At 49.7% G+C, this 14,740-nt stretch carries 14 protein-coding genes and 1 tRNA gene; 5 read left to right on the top strand and 10 right to left on the bottom strand.

All coding sequences use genetic code 11. The features are described 5' to 3' along the window. Positions 1-12: 12 nt before the first annotated feature. The 3 genes from PSI9734_RS02085 to rpoE are packed head-to-tail and all read right to left on the bottom strand — an operon-like array spanning position 13 to position 2,241. The gene (locus PSI9734_RS02085; protein ID WP_173919452.1) at positions 13-1,035 is read right to left on the bottom strand and encodes a MucB/RseB C-terminal domain-containing protein; all 1,023 of its coding nucleotides are present in this window, start codon (positions 1,033-1,035) and stop codon (positions 13-15) included. After that, entirely contained in the window at positions 1,028-1,645 is a 618-nt protein-coding gene (locus PSI9734_RS02080; protein ID WP_173919451.1) for a sigma-E factor negative regulatory protein, read from the bottom strand. Before PSI9734_RS02080 ends, PSI9734_RS02085 begins: the two co-directional genes overlap by 8 nt. A 17-nt stretch (positions 1,646-1,662) precedes the next feature. Continuing rightward, positions 1,663-2,241, bottom strand: coding sequence for an RNA polymerase sigma factor RpoE (gene rpoE, locus PSI9734_RS02075; RefSeq protein WP_173919450.1), 579 nt, complete (start codon positions 2,239-2,241; stop codon positions 1,663-1,665). Positions 2,242-2,424: 183 nt separating this feature from the next. Here rpoE and nadB point away from each other — a divergent pair, with 183 nt between their 5' ends. Next, positions 2,425-4,029 (top strand): L-aspartate oxidase, encoded by a 1,605-nt coding sequence (gene nadB / locus PSI9734_RS02070; protein WP_173919449.1) that lies wholly within the window; start codon positions 2,425-2,427, stop codon positions 4,027-4,029. Between the two features lie 264 nt (positions 4,030-4,293). On the opposite strand, the gene PSI9734_RS02065 is transcribed toward nadB, so the two are convergent. After that, entirely contained in the window at positions 4,294-4,566 is a 273-nt protein-coding gene (locus PSI9734_RS02065; RefSeq protein ID WP_173919448.1) for an FAD assembly factor SdhE, read from the bottom strand. 78 nt (positions 4,567-4,644) lie between these two features. On the opposite strand from PSI9734_RS02065, the gene ygfZ reads away from it, so the two are divergent. From ygfZ to PSI9734_RS02050, 3 genes are all read left to right on the top strand, one after another. Continuing rightward, positions 4,645-5,589: a tRNA-modifying protein YgfZ gene (gene ygfZ / locus PSI9734_RS02060; protein ID WP_246194682.1), complete on the top strand. Its 945-nt coding sequence runs from the start codon at positions 4,645-4,647 to the stop codon at positions 5,587-5,589. Further along, complete coding sequence (locus PSI9734_RS02055) at positions 5,586-6,074, top strand: FKBP-type peptidyl-prolyl cis-trans isomerase (protein ID WP_173919446.1); 489 nt, start codon at positions 5,586-5,588, stop codon at positions 6,072-6,074. The genes ygfZ and PSI9734_RS02055 overlap by 4 nt, the downstream gene beginning before the upstream one ends. Positions 6,075-6,220: 146 nt before the next feature. Next, positions 6,221-7,384: a trans-sulfuration enzyme family protein gene (locus PSI9734_RS02050; RefSeq protein WP_173919445.1), complete on the top strand. Its 1,164-nt coding sequence runs from the start codon at positions 6,221-6,223 to the stop codon at positions 7,382-7,384. A gap of 71 nt (positions 7,385-7,455) precedes the next feature. Here the strand turns inward: PSI9734_RS02050 and lysS are convergent, their stop codons facing one another. The 5 genes from lysS to xerD all read right to left on the bottom strand — a co-directional run bounded on the left by lysS (position 7,456) and on the right by xerD (position 13,591). Continuing rightward, positions 7,456-8,970, bottom strand: a complete 1,515-nt coding sequence (gene lysS, locus PSI9734_RS02045) for a lysine--tRNA ligase (protein WP_173919444.1) — start codon at positions 8,968-8,970, stop codon at positions 7,456-7,458. A gap of 40 nt (positions 8,971-9,010) precedes the next feature. Beyond that, positions 9,011-10,109 (bottom strand): peptide chain release factor 2 gene (gene prfB, locus PSI9734_RS02040; protein WP_173919443.1). Its coding sequence is split into 2 segments (ribosomal slippage): positions 9,011-10,033 and positions 10,035-10,109, totalling 1,098 coding nucleotides; the frame shifts between segments, so codons are not numbered across the junction. A 44-nt stretch (positions 10,110-10,153) separates the two neighbouring features. Then, on the bottom strand, positions 10,154-11,833 hold the full coding sequence (gene recJ / locus PSI9734_RS02035; RefSeq protein ID WP_173919958.1) for a single-stranded-DNA-specific exonuclease RecJ: 1,680 nt from the start codon (positions 11,831-11,833) through the stop codon (positions 10,154-10,156). A gap of 57 nt (positions 11,834-11,890) precedes the next feature. Further along, positions 11,891-12,607, bottom strand: a complete 717-nt coding sequence (gene dsbC, locus PSI9734_RS02030; protein ID WP_173919442.1) for a bifunctional protein-disulfide isomerase/oxidoreductase DsbC — start codon at positions 12,605-12,607, stop codon at positions 11,891-11,893. Between the two features lie 72 nt (positions 12,608-12,679). Further along, on the bottom strand, positions 12,680-13,591 hold the full coding sequence (gene xerD, locus PSI9734_RS02025; protein WP_173919441.1) for a site-specific tyrosine recombinase XerD: 912 nt from the start codon (positions 13,589-13,591) through the stop codon (positions 12,680-12,682). A gap of 88 nt (positions 13,592-13,679) precedes the next feature. Between xerD and PSI9734_RS02020 the strand changes: the two genes are divergently transcribed. Continuing rightward, positions 13,680-13,764, top strand: a tRNA-Tyr gene (locus PSI9734_RS02020). Positions 13,765-13,768: 4 nt separating this feature from the next. Here PSI9734_RS02020 and PSI9734_RS02015 read toward each other — a convergent pair. Next, a complete protein-coding gene (locus tag PSI9734_RS02015; protein ID WP_173919440.1) occupies positions 13,769-14,737 on the bottom strand; it encodes an NAD(P)H-quinone oxidoreductase in 969 nt (322 codons plus the stop codon). Positions 14,738-14,740 lie beyond the last annotated feature (3 nt).

Genomic DNA, 14,740 nt, shown 5'->3' with positions numbered 1-14,740 from the left:
GATTACGACCTTTTACTCGCTGTCGGCCTGTACGCTTTGCGCAATACGTTCTAAGGTTGTTGCGGGAAGCTTACCAACCACGGTAATTGCGTGCTCACCAAGGTTTAAGTTAAATAAGGACTCCGGGCCTTGGATCGCTAACTCAGGAAGCGCCTGCTGTTGACGATTGCTAACGTAAATTGAAACTTCAGTTAAGCCATCCGTGTATAAAAAGTGATCGGTGGCGAGTTGCGTTCCTGCAATACGCCGATGGCTGGCTCGTAACAACTCAAACCCCGCCGGTAACCATTGCGCTTGCACGCCATACTGCGGTGCCTCTAAGTTACGAATTTCATGGAGCCGCGGAGGTCGTGGCACACCGCGCAAATCACTGAGACTGATCGGCATTGATTCACGTTCTGAAAAGGTGGTCAGTTGAATTTGTTCAAGCACTTCACCTTGGGGCGTCGTCATTTGCATTTTTAGCAACATACCGCTGCTACGATCGATCCAAAGACCATAATGGTAGCGGTCGTTATTACGACTTAAAATACGGATAAAATAGGTCGCGCGTCCGGTCACTCGCATGCCACGATCGACACGCACTTGATAATGCGGCTGTAAGGCTTCAAACGGTTGATAAAAAGCAGCTGGCAACAAACCGTACGTAACATCGCTATGCAAGGTATAGGAACTATCGCTTGGTTGGGAATAATACGAGGTATCGTCACCGATACGCACACTACGCACATCTGCCCCATTAAGGCGCACTACGAGTTCAACCTCTAGGCCGTCTTGATAAACGCCATGCAGCCAGGTCATAGGCTCGAGTCGCGAACCACTACTTTTGACTAAGGTTGCTTCAAAATTTAACTCACGTAATGCCGTCGACATTTGGTTAAACCAAAATTCAGCGGACGAAGCAGGACTCTGTGCGGTTGGTGATGGTGTGGTGTTCGACGCGTTATCTGTTACGTTTTCTTGGGCGGCAGTGGAAACGGTAACGCTTGCCAGCAGCAGTCCCACTAGACTACTGCGGCACCAGTTATTAATCATTTTCGGTAGGTTTACCATCCGATTCTGCAGCGGTTTCAGAGGTTGTTTCAAGGTTCTCATTTAGTTGCTGGGCCTGCAATGAAAGCTGAAGTTGTTGTTGGTGATCCAACATATAGGACTGCAGCAAACGGGTTTGTTGCGCAAGCTCTGCCTGCGTCGGTTCGTTTGATTGCAGTACGGTATTGTAACTTACTGGATTACGTCCACCAAGTGGCGCCGTTGCGAACGCAGGTTGTACGGTTTCTTCTGGCACTACCGGTGTGTTCTGCTGCACCGATACCACCGCAATTAATGCTACGCTGGCAGCAATCGCCACACTTCCTGCTGGGCGCAGCCAACGTTGAATGCGTTGTTTGCCAAATCGGCCTTGAACCACTTGAGTGGGTGGCGCTTCGGACTCGATACGAGCGGCTACCGCAGCACTAATATCTAGTGGTTGCTGGTCAGCTGTATCGCCTTTCATCACTCGACCTATCAATGCATAGCGGCTCCAAACCTGCTGTGCCTCTGAGTCGCTCAACAAAGTATCAAGCTGTTGCTCTTGCTCGCGAGAGTTCTCACTTGCATTATCAAGCAATGCTGATAGTTGTTCATAGCTACGGTCTGTCATAAGGTTTCCTTTAACTTTTAGCGCTCTAATAAAGGGTGTAACTGCGCGTCGATTGCTTCTCGAGCCCGGAAGATGCGTGAACGCACCGTACCAATTGGGCAATCCATCTCGATTGCAATTTCTTCGTACCCCAGCCCCTCAATCTCACGTAGAGTGATTGCTCTACGCAAATCTTCAGGTAATGTTTCGATGGTTCGCATAACCACGTCGCGAATCTCATCAGTTAACAACAAGCTTTCCGGTGAAGCCGAATCACGAAGTGCACCTGCTCCTTCGTAATAGTCTGCTTCTTCAGCATCAACATCAGATGCCGGAGGCTTACGCCCTTGTGACACCAGATAGTTTTTCGCAGTATTCACAGCAATGCGGTACAACCATGTGTAGAACGCACTATCGCCACGAAAGTTCCCTATTGCTCGATAAGCTTTTATGAAAGCTTCCTGAGCCACATCTGGAACATCTGCTGCCTGTTTGACATAACGTGAAATCAGGCTCATTACTTTGTGCTGATATTTTTTTACCAACAGATCGAAAGCTTGTTGGTCGCCCTGCTGTACTCGCAGTACCAGGGCTTTATCAGTATCTTGTTCGCTCATCTGAGCCTGTTCTCCTCAACCCATATCTTGTACTGCGAACTAGGCCCAAGCATGCAAAATTCTCTTTGTGCAGATTCAGACCCAAGCCTTGGTAAAAAGTTCGCAAAAAAATTCTAAAAGAGTAAAATCGCTGCTATTCCGTTCGTAAAAACAGCGCGTTGCGCTCTATAAGCTACCTACTTTATGCAACCAGTTATCGATTATCAATGCGACGTACTCATCATTGGCAGTGGTGCCGCCGGCCTTACGTTAGCCTTACACCTTGCCGACCACGCCAAGGTCTTGGTGCTTTCCAAAGGCCCGCTCACCGAAGGCTCGACCTATTATGCCCAAGGCGGTATTGCGGCCGTCTTCGATGAAGATGATAGCATTGAAAGCCACATTCAAGATACGTTGGTAGCCGGTGCGGGTCTATGCGACCCTGAAGCCGTCGCCTTTACCACCTCTAATGCTCGTAAAAGTTTACAATGGCTGATCGACTTGGGTGTTGGTTTTGATCGCGTCGATGCTGCCGATAGTGCGTCAAAGTTCCATCTCAATCAAGAAGGTGGCCACAGCCACAGACGTATTTTACATGCCGCCGATGCCACCGGTAAAGCGGTGCAAACCACGCTGGTTGGTCAAGTGAAACAGCATCCGAATATACAGGTGTTAGAACGCTATAACGCCGTTGACCTCATTACCAGCCGGCAGACGCTTAAAGAGCCTAAGGTTTACGGCGCTTATATTTGGAACCGCGCCGCCGAGCGAGTGGAAACTGTTGCTGCCAAATTTGTTGCCTTAGCCACGGGTGGCGCAAGCAAAGTGTATCAGTACACCTCGAATCCCGACGTTGCTTCAGGGGATGGTATTGCAATGGCATGGCGTGCAGGATGCCGAGTGGCAAATATGGAATTCAATCAATTCCATCCAACCTGCCTGTTTCACCCTAATGCTCATTCTTTTCTTCTCACCGAAGCATTGCGCGGTGAGGGGGCAGTGTTGAAACGCCCTGATGGCAGCCGGTTTATGCCCGATTTTCACACTGCGGCCGAATTAGCACCGCGTGATGTGGTAGCCCGCGCCATCGACTATGAAATGAAACGGCTTGGCGCTGACTGCATGTATCTTGATATTTCTCAACAACCCGCGGAGTTTGTCCGTGAACACTTCCCCACTATTTACGACAAGTGCATGAGTTTAGGGCTTGATATTACCCAGCAACCCATGCCCGTTGTGCCCGCAGCACACTACACCTGTGGTGGTGTAATGACCGATCTCAATGCACAAACGGACCTTACCCACCTTTATGCTATCGGCGAAGTGGCCTATACCGGTCTCCATGGTGCGAATCGAATGGCTAGTAACTCATTACTTGAGTGCGTGGTATTCGCTCGAGCTGCCGCAGCAGATATATGCCAACACCTCGACAACGTCGAGTTGCATCTTGATTTGCCAGCTTGGGACGAAAGTAAAGTCAGCAACTCAGATGAAGAAGTGGTCATTCAGCATAACTGGCATGAATTACGTCTGTTCATGTGGGACTACGTGGGAATTGTTCGTACCACTAAACGACTCGAACGAGCACTGCGCCGCATTGAGTTATTGCAGCAAGAGATCCACGACTATTACAGCAACTTTAAGGTCAGCAATAACTTATTAGAGTTAAGAAATTTGGTGCAAGTTGCCGAGCTTATTGTGCGTTCAGCGATGGCCCGCAAAGAAAGTCGTGGTTTACATTACAATCTCGACTTCCCCGAACAAAGCGCCACCCCAACACCTTCAATTCTCGCGCCAAGCCAGGAATAAACGACGACAACGGGCAAACGCTTGCCCGTCGATCCAATATTTACAGCAGAACCACCACTGTGGTTCTCGCTTTAGCTTACCGCAATACACCTGTTCAAAGCGTACCGCAATAAACCATGGGCAAAGAAAAATATAACGCGGCCGCTGTAGCCGCCATAATGCAAATGTGTCGAGCCGCAGCAGTTGTTGCTGCAAAGGATCCAGCGCCCATACCGAAGGTTTAAGGCCACACCAGAGCCACGGTCGCTGGCAACACAGCCACACTTAGACTTTAACTCGGCTCAAAATGTAATCAACCATGGCTTTCAATTCAGCGTCTTCACATTTTTGATGGCCCATAAACCACGCAAATAAATCTGGATCATCACACGTCAGTAGACGCCGAAATGCCGCCTGTTGCTGTTCATCGAGATCATCGTATGCCTCTTCAACAAAGGGCATAAACAACACATCTAACTCAAGCATGCCGCGGCGGCAGGCCCAACGTAACCGATTTTTATCGCGTAAAGTTTCTGCGTTTTGTTGTAACTTTTGCATAGGATTGAATTGCGCCCCTTGTATATTAAAAATCTATCCCCACCTAGTTGTCATGGACACGAAAAGACGAGGTTGATTGTGTTAACGACAGAGTTTACCAAAGCTCCACCGGAATACGTAACAGTTTCACTTGATGATCACGGAATTATTCAGGTTACTGGTGCAGATACTGACAAGTTTCTACAGGGCCAGTTTACCTGTGACATGGCAGAACTAGACGATAGTCAGTGGCTGCATGGCGCACACTGTGACAATAAAGGCAAAACTCTGAGCCTATTTCGGATCTTGCGACACGCTGATGGCGTACTTATAGTGACGTCGAAGCCAGCGCTAGAAGCATCGTTAAACCAACTTCAGAAATATGGTGTCTTTAGTAAAGTAGAGATACGTGATGCCAGCGCCGATTTTCAGTTAGTCGGCGTGTTCGGTACTGCGGCGCCTGGGCGGTTAGCCGAGCTACTTGATAGCCCTCTTGCTGAGGCAGAATCAATGCAGGTGACGCATACCGATAGCGCCGAAGTACTGAGCTTAGGTGGGCATCCAGATCAATACTTGTGCCTGAACTATGGCGAGCAACTACCGACCAATTCCGACGTCCGCTACTGGCAGGCTTTGGAAATCGAACGTGGCCGAGCGACCCTCTTTTCAGGTACAATACAAGAATTCGTTCCCCAGATGCTGAATCTTCAGGCCCTAGGCGGCATAAGTTTTAGTAAGGGATGCTATATCGGCCAAGAGACGGTAGCCCGAATGAAATATTTGGGCAAGCAAAAGCGTGCACTCTTTCGCCTCAGCGGACACGGTGAGCAAGTTTCAACAGGAGCGACTGTTGAGCGGCAACTCGGTGAAAACTGGCGACGTGCAGGCACGGTAATAAATGCAGTGAGCCGTGCTGACCAACATCTTGATGTGTTAGCGGTACTTCCGAGCGATCTCGAAAGTACTACGCGACTTCGCATTAAAGGTGATGACGCGAGTCTCTTGGAAATTTACCCACTGCCCTATAAATTGGATGAATCATGACTCAAACCATTAGCCAAGACAAAGTTGTCGGCATTCACTACACCGTGAAAACCACCGAAGGACAAACGCTTGACCAATCAAAAGAAGGCCAACCGTTACAGTTTATCTTCGGTCGCGGTATGCTGATCAAAGGTCTTGAAGACGCACTTGCTGGCAAAAGCGAAGGCGACAAATTCACCGCAGACATCGACCCTGAAAATGCTTACGGCGAGCGTCACGACGGTTTGATCCAAACCGTACCGCGCAACTTGTTTGGCGACAACCCAGTTGAGCCAGGTATGCAGTTCCGTGCTAGCACGGACCACGGTGAACAATCTGTTGTTATCGTAGAAGTTAACGATGACCAAGTGACTGTTGATGGCAATCACCCATTAGCAGGTGCTGCGCTAAACTTTGACGTAGAAGTTGTTGAAGTTCGTGATGCTGATCCAACTGAATTGGAACACGGTCACGTGCACGCAGACGGTAACCACGATCACGAATAATGCTTTTTGCCGCAGCTCCGGCTGTGTCAACGCAAGCAAGCCAAGCGCATCGCCTCATAGCGATGCGTTTTTTTTTGCTCTTTTCAAGTGCCTTCTAGTTGTATACTCTAGCTCTCTTTGTGATCTCTAACCGGCGAGAACATGCGATGTCTGGCAGCTCTAAATCTTCCTCTAATTACGCCTATTCGGCAGCGACTGCGTTAGCGCAATCGCTCGGTCGTATCGATCAACAAACCCAAGCGGTCGTGCCGCCTATTCACGTTGCCACGACTTACCTGCGAGGCGCTGACAACAGCTACCCCACAGGTCGCGTTTATTCGCGGGCCGACAACCCCACTTACGAACCCGTTGAAGCCTTGATTTGCGAGTTAGAACAAGGTCATCAGGCGCTTTTATTTGGTTCCGGTATGGCCGCCGCCACCGCAGTGTTTCAAGGCTTAAGACCCGGTGACCATGTGCTTGCTCCCAAGGTCATGTATTGGGCATTACGAAACTGGCTGCTCACCTTCGCCAGTGATTGGGGCTTAGACATTGAATTTGTCGACATGACCCAGTTGCACAAGGTGCAGCAGCACCTGCGCCAAGGTCAAACCAAGTTGGTCTGGTTAGAGACGCCCGGGAACCCGTTATGGTGCATAAGTGATATCGCGGCAATTTGCCAGTTAGCTCATCAAGCGGGTGCACAAGTGGCGGTTGATTCTACCTGTGCCACACCACTGCTTACCCAGCCTATAAAGCTTGGTGCAGATATTGTTATGCACTCAGCAACTAAGTACTTAAACGGCCATTCGGATGTCATCGCTGGCGCCCTGATTGCCGCGCGTGACGATGCTTATTGGCAGCGTATTCGCCAAGTGCGAGCACAAGCAGGTGCTGTCGCTAGTCCGCACGATGCCGCTCAGCTGTTGCGAGGCATGCGTACCATGCATTTACGTGTTCGAGAGTCTTGTCACAATGCACAATTCATCGCTGAACAGCTTGAGCAACACAGCGATGTACTTGAAGTTCTCTATCCTGGGCTGCAGTCTTTTGCCGGTCATGACGTGGCAAAGCGGCAAATGGTGGGCGGCTTTGGCGGCATGCTGTCGGTGCGCCTCAAAGCAGGTGAAACTGCGGCGATTGGCGTCGCGGCCCGTACCAAGCTATGGAAGCGAGCTACCTCGCTGGGTGGGGTCGAGAGCCTGATCGAACATCGCGCAAGTATTGAGGGCCCAGCTACCCCCTGCCCTAATGATTTATTGCGTTTATCCGTTGGTATTGAAGATAAACAAGAACTGCTCGACGACTTCCTACAAGCTCTTCAGGCCTAGCGGCTGAAACTAACCGCCCTATAAAAAAAGGCCCTGACGGGCCTTTTAAAACATACACTTTACTCAGTTACTTAGTCCTGACGCGGGCGCATGTGTGGGAATAACAGTACGTCTCGAATCGACGGTGAGTCGGTTAACAACATCACCAAACGGTCGATGCCAATACCTTCACCTGCGGTTGGTGGTAAGCCATGTTCAAGCGCCGTAATATAATCTTCATCATAAAACATCGCTTCGTCGTCACCGGCTTCTTTTTGCTCTACTTGATGCTGAAAACGCTCTGCTTGATCTTCCGCATCATTTAGCTCCGAGAAGCCATTTGCCAGCTCACGCCCACCAACAAAGAATTCAAAGCGGTCGGTTACATGCGGGTCGTTATCGTTACGACGGGCCAGTGGCGACACTTCCGCTGGATAAGCAGTAATAAAAGTGGGTTGAATCAACTTATGTTCGGCAACGGCTTCAAATATTTCAATTTGTACCTTGCCGAGCCCCCAGTTCTTCTTCACTTCTATACCAACGCTTTGCGCTAACTCGGTAGCTTTTTCAAGCGTCGCTAATTGCTCAGCTGAAGCGCTCGGCAAATGTTGCAAAATCGCTTCGTTTACCGTGATTCGGGTAAACGGCTGACTAAAGTCATACTCAACATTTTCACTCGTAAAGGTGCTCGAGCCTAAGATTTCTTCGGTCATGCCACGCAACATTTTCTCGGTCAGATCCATCAAGTCCTGATAGTCTGCATAAGCCCAATAGAACTCCAACATGGTGAATTCTGGGTTATGGCGAGTCGAAAGCCCTTCATTGCGGAAGTTACGATTAATTTCGAATACTTTTTCAAAACCGCCCACCACTAAACGTTTAAGGAACAACTCCGGTGCAATACGCAAATACAATTCCATATCTAAGGCATTGTGATGCGTGGCGAAAGGTCGAGCCGCCGCGCCACCAGGAATCGTTTGCATCATCGGCGTTTCAACTTCTAAAAATTGCTGCTCACTTAAAAAGCGACGAATATATTCAACTACTTTCGAGCGCACCATAAATGTACGCCGTGAGCTATCGTTTGCGATGAGGTCAAGGTATCTTTGACGATAACGTGTTTCTTGATCAGCAAGGCCGTGAAACTTATCGGGCAATGGACGCAAAGCTTTTGTCAATAAGCGTACATCGTCGACCTGAACACTTAGTTCACCGGTACCGGTAATAAATAGCGTGCCTGTAGCGCCGACAATATCGCCCAGATCCCATTTCTTGAATTCTTGATTATAAAAACCTTCAGCCAAGTTATCGCGTGCCACATAAAGTTGGATCTGGCCTGACATGTCTTTGATCGTCGCAAAGCTCGCTTTACCCATGATACGCCGTGTCATCATGCGACCAGCTACAGCAACCCGAATTCCTTTGCTTGCTAGCTCTTCTTTGTCGGCGTCATCAAACTCCGCATGTAACTCAGCAGCAAGGTGTTCGCGACGAAAGTCGTTTGGAAACGCAACGCCCCGCTCACGCAAAGCTTTTAATTTGGCCTTTCGCTGTGCAATTTGTTCGTTAACATCAACAACGTCATTGCTTTGCGTTTTCTCGCTCATGGTTAAAGTCCTATTGTTTCTCGTTTCTCAAAATCTATACTTACAGGCCTGACTTCAAGCTTGCTTCAATAAAAGGGTCCAGCGCGCCATCAAGCACGGCTTGGGTGTTACGGTTTTCGATACCGGTACGTAAGTCTTTAATGCGCGCGTCATCAAGAACATAGGAACGGATCTGGCTGCCCCAACCAATATCTGATTTACTATCTTCCAGCGCTTGCTTTTCGGTTAACTGTTTTTGCAGTTCAAACTCGTAAAGCTTAGCGCGTAGCTGTTTCATGGCTGCGTCACGGTTCTTATGTTGTGACCGGTCACTCTGACACTGCACCACAATACCTGTAGGTTCGTGGGTGATCCGAATTGCCGAGTCGGTTCGGTTAACGTGCTGACCACCAGCACCCGATGCTCGATAGGTATCCACCCGCAAATCTGCTGGGTTGATATCAATTTCTATCGAGTCATCAATTTCCGGGTACACAAACACCGATGCAAATGACGTATGTCGGCGATTACCAGAGTCAAACGGAGATTTACGAACCAATCGGTGCACCCCAGTTTCAGTGCGCAGCCAACCGTAGGCGTAGTCTCCCGGAACTCGAACGGTCGCGGACTTAATACCCGCAACATCACCTTCTGAAAGCTCGGTAATTTCGGCTTTAAATTCGTGACTCTCAGCCCAACGCAAATACATCCGCAACAGCATATTAGCCCAGTCTTGGGCTTCAGTACCGCCAGAGCCTGCTTGAATGTCTAAGTAACAGTCAGAGGCATCTTGGTCGCCTGAAAACATGCGGCGAAATTCAAGTTTCGCCAACTGCTGTTCTAATTGCTTTAGTTCGTCAACGGCTTCGTTGTAGGTCGCTTCGTCTTCCGCTTCAACGGCTAAATCGACCAGACCTTCGACATCTTCAAGGCCTTGTGCCAGTTGCTCTAAGGTCGAAACAACCTCATCTAAACTGGCGCGTTCTTTACCTAACGACTGCGCACGCTCCTGATCATCCCATACATTAGGATCTTCCAATTCACGAGTAACCTCTTCTAAACGCTCAACTTTTTGAGCATAGTCAAAGATACCCCCGAAGCGCTTCACTGCGTTCGCGCATCTCTTTTATAGCGACATAAGTGGCATTGGTTTCAAACATAATGCGTCTCAGCTCGTCCGTTGATAAATGCAAAGGGCGGCATTTTACCGTAAAGGCTCTAAATGCTCCACCAACAGTTGCACATTGGTACGCCCGCGGAAGTGATTTAATTGCAGTTTATAAACCAGTTTTGCCTGTTGAATGGCTAAATTCGGCCAACGAGTAAGGTCAACGTTAAATGCGATGGCATCCACCGTAATACCGTCGTTTGTTTGCAGCACTAGTTTTAAATGCTTGGCCCCAACTATTCGTTGCTGTACTAAGCTAAATACCCCATCAAAAGCTGGTTCTGGAAACCCTTGTCCCCAGGGGCCAAGACGCTCTAACTGTTCAACAAAAGGCACGCTAAAACACGAACCATCGAGCTCTCCGTCACTCCAGATCTGACGCTTAAGATCTTCTTCCACTAACCATTCGCGCGCCACTTGCTCAGCGCACTCGCGAAACCGTGGTAAGTGTGCTTCGGGCAGCGATAGTCCAGCGGCCATGGCATGGCCACCAAAACGCGTGATTAAATCTGGTTCAAGGCTATGAACGCGCTCCAACAAATCACGCATATGTAAGCCCGGAATCGAACGCGCTGAGCCTTTTAATAAACCGTCGTCACCGCGAGCAAAGGTAATTGTAGGCCGATGAAATTGTTCTTTTACGCGCCCCGCAACGATTCCAATCACACCTTGATGCCAACTCTCTTCATGTAGAACTAATAATGCCGGAAGTTCTACGCTATCTAATTTTAGCTGGGTAACGTACTGAGCCGCACTCTCGCGCATTTCGGATTCAATTTCTCGACGTTGACCGTTTAGTTCGTTGAGTTGTTGCGCAAACTGCTCGGCCTGTTGGTCACTTTCGCTAAGTAAACATTCAATACCGAGCCCCATGTCATCCAACCGACCTGCAGCATTGATTCGCGGCGCCAGAGCAAAGCCAAAATCACTTGCTTGTATGCGGGCCGCATCGCGCTGCGTCACGGTGAGTAGAGCTTGAATTCCGGGGCGACAGTAACCGTTACGAATACGTTGTAACCCTTGCTGCACGAGAATGCGATTCACACCATCGAGCTTGACCACATCGGCAACGGTACCTAACGCGACCAGATCCAACCATTGCGCTAAATTCACGTCAGCGGCGCGATGTTGTCGTGCGCGTGCCGCCGCGCGAATCCCTAACAACACATAAAACGCAACCCCAACCCCTGCAATCGATTTACTAGGGAACGCGCAAGCGGGTTGATTCGGATTCACAATGGCATAGGCTGGCGGTAACTCAGCGCCGGCTAAATGGTGATCCGTCACAATCACATCTAAGCCAGCTGCATTTGCTGCAAGTACGCCAGCATGACAAGAAATACCACTATCGACGGTGATTAATAAATCTGCACCTTGCTGTTCAGCAGCCTTCACCACATTCGGTGATAAACCATAACCGTCACTGAAGCGATTCGGCACACAATAGCTTACGCGCTGAGCTCCCATCGCTTTAAGTACCGATATCATCAGAGCTGTTGAGGTGGCACCGTCGGCATCAAAATCACCGCAAATACAGATGCCCTGCTGCGCAATTATGGCCTCTAAAATTCGCTCGGCAGCTTTTTCACAATCATGCAACTGAGCAAAATGTGGCAGATGTTGAACGCGTAGGTCTAGATGCTGTTGTTCAGTTACCCCGCGACGGGCCAAAATCTGGCGCAGTATCTCGGGCATATCCGTGGGCAAGCGCCCCATATCAACATCTGGGCGCCGTTGAATTTCGACTGTGGATTCTGTCACTTTAACCCTAACTTATTGTCCGTTTTCGAGTTGACCTAATAAACGCTGAGCCGGTACTAGGCCAGGAAGCATTTCACCTGAAGGCAGCACAATCGCTGGCGTGCCGCGAATGCCGAACTTACTCCCAAGAGCGAAGTGACGGTCGACGGGATGATCACAGCTACGCTGCGACAGCGGTTGATCATTTTTTGCTGCGGTCAGGGCCGCAGCTTTATCATCTGCACACCAAATAGCTTTCAGCTGTTCGTAGCCTTCACCTTGCAGCCCCATTCGTGGCCACCCCAAGTAGCGCACTGAAATACCGACATCATGATACTGCTGAAGGTTGGAATGCAACTGTCGGCAATAACCACAGGTTGGGTCCGTAAACACAGTGATCACAAAGTCTTCATTATCGGCTTTATAGTAAATGGTCTCATCAACAATTTGCGCTAGATCATTGCGGCGCATGTCTTGAATTGCGACTTCACTGACATTTACCGGCTCATCACCCGTAATATCGTAAAGTCGTCCGCCAATCAGCGTTTTACCATCAGCGGTGACGTAGACCAAACCTTGGTCGGTGATCACTTCGTAAACGCCTGCGATCGATGACTCGTCAGCCGACTCAACAACAAAGCCCATACGTTCCAAATGTGCGGTATTCAAATTTGCATCATTTTGCGCTGTACCCTGTGGGCTACAAGCCAATAGGCCAATCACACTGGCAATTACAAGCATTGGTTTCATAAGGATCCTAAAATTAATGGCGTCAGATATTAGCACTCAGTCTATCGTGAAACTGCAGCTACTGCAGCCTTTTTAAGCCCGTGGATGATGGCTTGCATGAAGTTGCTGTAAGCGCTCTCGGGCGACATGGGTGTAGATCTGCGTGGTTGATAGATCGCTGTGGCCTAACAACATCTGCAAAACACGCAAGTCGGCGCCATGGTTCAATAAATGGGTGGCAAATGCATGGCGCAACGTGTGTGGCGATAAGTGTGAACGGATATCGGCGCGCTGCGCATAATATTTAATACGATGCCAAAAAGCTTGGCGCGTCAAAGGCCCGCCGCGGCGCGTGATAAATACAAAATCCGAATTCTTTTGGCTTAACGCCGGGCGCCCATGCTGCTGATACTGCTGTAATAACTCTAACGCAGACTCGCCAAGGGGTACCAAACGCTCTTTGTTGCCCTTACCTATCACTCGTACCAACTCTTGTTGCATCGAGACTTGACTGAAGTTGAGTTGCACCAATTCGGTCACGCGTAAACCTGTCGCATAAAGCACTTCTAGCATCGCTCGATCGCGCAACTGCACGGGATCATCTAAGTCAGGTGCCGCTAGTAGCGCTTCAACTTCGCTTTCAGCCAAGCTATGGGGAATCGATTGGGGCTGCTTGGGTTGCCGTAAACGCGTGGTTGGGTCGACCGAGCACCAACGCTCTTTCACTGCATAGTTGTAAAACTTTTTCAGCGCACTCAGTGCGCGCGCTGTACTGCGTGGCGAAAGACCTTGCTGCCGCCGCCACAACAGATAATTTTCGATGGCTTCAGTCTCAACCTGCAGTAAATCAGCCGCTTCGCCTTGGTACTCAAGTAGAAACTGATAAAACTTTTTTAAATCGGTGCCATACGCCGACGACGTGTGTTGACTCACCCCTTGTTTAAGCCATAAGCGCTCCAAGAAGGTGTTGATTAATTCAGCAGTGGATGTCGACAAAGTAAGCAACCTGTTTGAGTACAGCGAAAAATACCTAAGCTTTCATCATAGCGGGGTTTACAGTAAGCCTCAATCTGCTATGATGCGGCGTCTTCGTGGAGGGGTTCCCGAGTGGCCAAAGGGATCAGACTGTAAATCTGACGGCTCAGCCTTCGCAGGTTCGAATCCTGCCCCCTCCACCATTTCTTACCAAGCTAATACCAATTTACCCATGGTTTTGTTCTCGGCCAGTTGTTGTAGCGCCACGGCAACATCAGCTATCGGATACACCTGCTCGACGCGTGCCTGACATGTGCCTTTACTAAGTAACGGCCAGACATTTTGCTCAAGCGCTCGCATTAAACGGCCTTTCACTGTTAACGATTGACTTCGTAATGTACTTCCTTGAATGCGCTGGCGTTTCATCAATAAGCGTGCGGCATCAAGTTGTGCGTCTCGGCCGCCCATCAAGCCTAGCACCACAATACGACCATCGAGATTCAATACCTGCTGATCAGCCGCTAAATAATCACCCGCAACAGGATCAATAATGACATCGGCGCCACCCCAGCCTTTCACTGCTTCAACGAATGGGCCTTGATGGCGGTTCCAACCGGCATCGGCACCGAGTTCTTTACACAGGGCAAGCTTTTCATCACTACCGGCAGTTACGAACACTTTGTTGCCGGACTGCGCGGCTAATTGCACAGCTGCCAAACCGACAGAGCTCGCCCCTGCGTGCATTAACAATCGCTCCTTCGGCTGCAGCGCTGCAATTTCGTATAAGTTATACCAAGCCGTTGCATAGGCTTCACAGATGGCGGCGCCCTGCTCTAGGCTAATTCCCTGTGGTAGCTTTGCAACTTGTTGCTCGCTCACCACCACATGGCTTGCATAGCCCCCAGCAGCGAGCAAAGCACACACTTCATCACCGACTTGCAAGCGGCTTACCGCGGGGCCTACCGCAATCACGCGACCACTGGCTTCAAGCCCTAAACGATCAGACGCGCCGGCTGGTGGTGGGTAATGCCCCGCCAACTGAGACAAGTCGGCACGGTTAATACCGCTATGACTTACCTCAATGACGACCTCATCAACCTGCGGCGTGGCAAGTTCAAATTCAGTGGCGACGGGACGCCCCTGCTCAACAATGTACCCGATTGCAGTTTTCGGCATAAA

This window comes from Pseudidiomarina piscicola (assembly GCF_902806985.1).
Taxonomy (GTDB): Bacteria; Pseudomonadota; Gammaproteobacteria; order Enterobacterales; family Alteromonadaceae; genus Pseudidiomarina; species Pseudidiomarina piscicola.
This window is presented reverse-complemented; position numbering and strand designations above follow the sequence as displayed.

Coding starts and splice junctions, on each gene's coding strand:
- PSI9734_RS02015 (WP_173919440.1), bottom strand. CDS start 14,737: ATGCCGAAAACTGCAATCGGGTACATTGTTGAGCAGGGGCGTCCCGTC.
- lysS (WP_173919444.1), bottom strand. CDS start 8,970: ATGAGCGAGAAAACGCAAAGCAATGACGTTGTTGATGTTAACGAACAA.
- dsbC (WP_173919442.1), bottom strand. CDS start 12,607: ATGAAACCAATGCTTGTAATTGCCAGTGTGATTGGCCTATTGGCTTGT.
- nadB (WP_173919449.1), top strand. CDS start 2,425: ATGCAACCAGTTATCGATTATCAATGCGACGTACTCATCATTGGCAGT.
- rpoE (WP_173919450.1), bottom strand. CDS start 2,241: ATGAGCGAACAAGATACTGATAAAGCCCTGGTACTGCGAGTACAGCAG.
- PSI9734_RS02080 (WP_173919451.1), bottom strand. CDS start 1,645: ATGACAGACCGTAGCTATGAACAACTATCAGCATTGCTTGATAATGCA.
- PSI9734_RS02050 (WP_173919445.1), top strand. CDS start 6,221: ATGTCTGGCAGCTCTAAATCTTCCTCTAATTACGCCTATTCGGCAGCG.
- recJ (WP_173919958.1), bottom strand. CDS start 11,833: ATGGGGCGCTTGCCCACGGATATGCCCGAGATACTGCGCCAGATTTTG.
- PSI9734_RS02055 (WP_173919446.1), top strand. CDS start 5,586: ATGACTCAAACCATTAGCCAAGACAAAGTTGTCGGCATTCACTACACC.
- PSI9734_RS02085 (WP_173919452.1), bottom strand. CDS start 1,035: ATGATTAATAACTGGTGCCGCAGTAGTCTAGTGGGACTGCTGCTGGCA.
- PSI9734_RS02065 (WP_173919448.1), bottom strand. CDS start 4,566: ATGCAAAAGTTACAACAAAACGCAGAAACTTTACGCGATAAAAATCGG.